Source organism: Schlesneria sp., from assembly GCF_036405755.1.
In the GTDB taxonomy this organism is placed as follows: domain Bacteria; phylum Planctomycetota; class Planctomycetia; order Planctomycetales; family Planctomycetaceae; genus Schlesneria; species Schlesneria sphaerica.
Map to the genome: position 1 here is coordinate 1 of NZ_DASWWZ010000154.1, position 2,836 is coordinate 2,836.

2 protein-coding genes and 1 pseudogene are annotated in these 2,836 nt (G+C 56.5%); 2 read left to right on the plus strand and 1 reads right to left on the minus strand.

Annotated features, from left to right (window positions below):
* Positions 1–730, plus strand: a pseudogene (locus VGE80_RS05185) (LysR family transcriptional regulator); the annotation flags it as partial.
* A gap of 789 nt (positions 731–1,519) precedes the next feature.
* Here the strand turns inward: VGE80_RS05185 and VGE80_RS05190 are convergent.
* Complete coding sequence (locus tag VGE80_RS05190) at positions 1,520–2,194, minus strand: TetR/AcrR family transcriptional regulator (protein WP_440591918.1); 675 nt, start codon at positions 2,192–2,194, stop codon at positions 1,520–1,522.
* A gap of 423 nt (positions 2,195–2,617) precedes the next feature.
* Here VGE80_RS05190 and VGE80_RS05195 point away from each other — a divergent pair.
* The coding region (locus VGE80_RS05195) for a hypothetical protein (RefSeq protein WP_440591919.1) at positions 2,618–2,836 on the plus strand (219 nt) is incomplete at its 3' end.

A 2,836-nucleotide genomic window follows, 5' to 3' on the forward strand; every position in this document is an offset into this window, starting at 1 on the left:
TCCTCTGACAACCATGGCCCTGGATTGGCGACCGAAACGCCTGGTCCGCACCGTGCTGGCGAGCATGGCTGACTCCAGAGAGTTCGGCAAACAGATGCAACGGGAAGCAAAGCGACGGCAGTTCCCCGCCGCCGCTGGCAAAGCTTTTCTGGGGGATGGCCTGTCCTGGAATTGGTCGATCTGGAAAGAACGCTTCAGCGAGTTTACGCCGATCCTCGACTTCATTCACGCACTCAGTTACGTGTTTATGAGCGCCAAAGCGCTCCACCCTGATTCGCCATCCAATGCTTGGAGCCAATATCTGGTCTGGATGCGGGGTTGCTGGCAGGGTGACATCGGCCAAGTGCTGGACGAAATGCGTGTCTGGCAAACGAAATTAGGAGAACCTCCTGAAGAGATCCACGATCAGGACCCACGGACCCTCTTGGCGAAATCGATCCATTACCTCGAAAACAATCGCTCCCGAATGCAATACGATCAGTACCGTCAACAAGGTCTACCGGTCACGACGGCTTGGATGGAGTCACTCGTGAAGGAAATGAACTACAGGGTCAAAGGGACGGAAATGTGGTGGAACGACCCGCAAGGCGCCGAAGCGATTCTGCAAATCCGAGCCGCTGGCCTTTCCGAAGACGACCGTCTCTCTCGACACCTCGACCAGCGAACGGGCAACCCCTTTACCAGACCACCCAAAACTCCAAAACTCGCGATCCACAAAAACAGAAGCTGACATGCACCCCATTTTGAGCTCATTTCCCAATTTCAAAAAGCGCAAGACCATCCGTACACTGTTCTTGCCCCTGCCCAGTTTCTCAGATCGACTCCAATCAACTTTCCTCTCGCGCGATTTCGCCGTTCGCCCCCGCCTCCCCTCCCATCAGTCCGTCTAACCGGTACCGACCGCAACTCTCGGGCACCTTCCCTCCGCCCACTCCCGTGCCGCAAGGAATTGGACAGCCTCATTTTCCGTTAATCCCCCAAATTGTTCGTCGTTGGCTCCAGAGGCGCCGCAGCACCTGGCCAGGTCGAGGAGTGGCCCCGGACATCGCTTTGGACATCTGGGTTATAGAGCAAAAGGAGGCCGCGAGCCGTGGCGTCACGATGCGAGGCAGTCGTTTACGGTCAGCGAAAGCAGGCCACGCACTCGTGACAGGTGCACCCAGCCTCAACAGATTTCGACGCAGATCGGGCCTGCAGCAATTTGGCCAGTAGTTGAGGGATGCTGGTCGCGGGGGTTGACCGATATTCGAACGTGACAGTAGTCCCTTCTGATAGCAGACCGGGCGAAGTTCTGTGCCGGTGCCAGGTGTCCTTCAGGGATCCGGCACTGGTGTGCGACATCGTCCAGAATCGATAAAAACCTGATCCTGCCTGATGAAGCAGGGACACTGTTTCTTAGGCGTCAGTTTCTCAGGCCATCAGTACACGGCGTGACGCGCGTTCCCGCAGCCCCGGGCACAGATGTTATCCTTGGGCCGCAGAGTGTCCCGCGAGGGCATGGGAACACAGACGAGCACGGTCAATTTGCGTCTCGGGCGACCGCCGCGAGGCCAGCCAGCGCAAATAACGTCATGTGCTGGATCAGGGCTGGTGCGTCCTCAGGTTGTAAACCAAACTGGGGATAGGCACGCTTGAGCGTCGGGCGGTCGCAAATCGCCAGCAGGAAGCACGGCGAAAGTACGTTGATGCAACCGCGCGCCACTGCGGGATGGTCCTCGGGCAAGCCGGTTACTTCACTGACGATCCCTTTCAGAACCGACATCTTCTGAGCGAGATCTTTGTTGTGAGCCGATTGATCCGTCACAGTCGGCGCAGCAAATTCCCGTATCAAAACTCGCAGCCTCCACGATGAGGCTGCCGGGCTGGTCATCGCCTGGATGAACAGCCTGAGAAACGCTTTGAGCTTGGCCTCGGCATCAGGTTGCCCGTCGACCGCAGCACGTAAATCAGCAGAACTGATGCGCAGGATGCCCGCCTCTTCCAGCACGGCAGCGTAAAGTCCTTCAATTCCCCCAAAATGGTAATTCACCGCAGCGATGTTAGTGCCAGCCTTTAATGTGATTTCTTTGCTGGTCGTGCGGTCAAAGCCCTTCTCCGCGAAGATTTGCCCCGCCACCTCCAGTAACAGTTCTCGTGTATTCGCACTGTCGGAACTCGGCTTCTGCTGCGGGGATTTCTGAGAGGACTTCTTCATTCAGTTCTCGCAATCGCTTGGGCCATTACCGAATCGGGGTTCGCAGAAACAACAGCAGGCAAGTCTCTCTCTGCCCGATTACCGCAAATCTTAACACAATCACTTCCACCACCGAAACAACTAAATTCAAATTTGAATTTGACAGAAATCCACGATCCGCCTATGCTCCTGTGACATCACGCGCACCGCCGCGCGCAGGGAAAGTCATTCACTGCCCGATCACGTCCAGGGCGCAGTTTCATGCAGATAATCCGTTCGAAATTCAATGGCATCGCTAGTGCGACGGCCTAGTCAGAGTCGTTACTCCTTCCTCGACGTGCTGAACCCTTTCGGGGCAACGAAAATCTGCCGTAGCCGTCATCGATACATCTTTCGCTCAAACCATCGACCAAATCTCGCAGTCCCGCAAACAGGGAGTCTCATATGAATGGGCAACCGCTCTTCAGGCGAGCGCGCATTCGTTTTCCAATTGCGTTGGGTACGAGCGTCCTGCTGCTTACGACATTGTGCAGCAGTCCGTTCGGCCTGCCGACTCTTTTGGCACAGTCCCCGCCTCCGCTGTACGACCCCTCGCGGCAGGCCCCTCTTGTCGCAGCCACGTTTCCTGAACGAGATCGCGATGGGATGGATTCGTCGGTATTT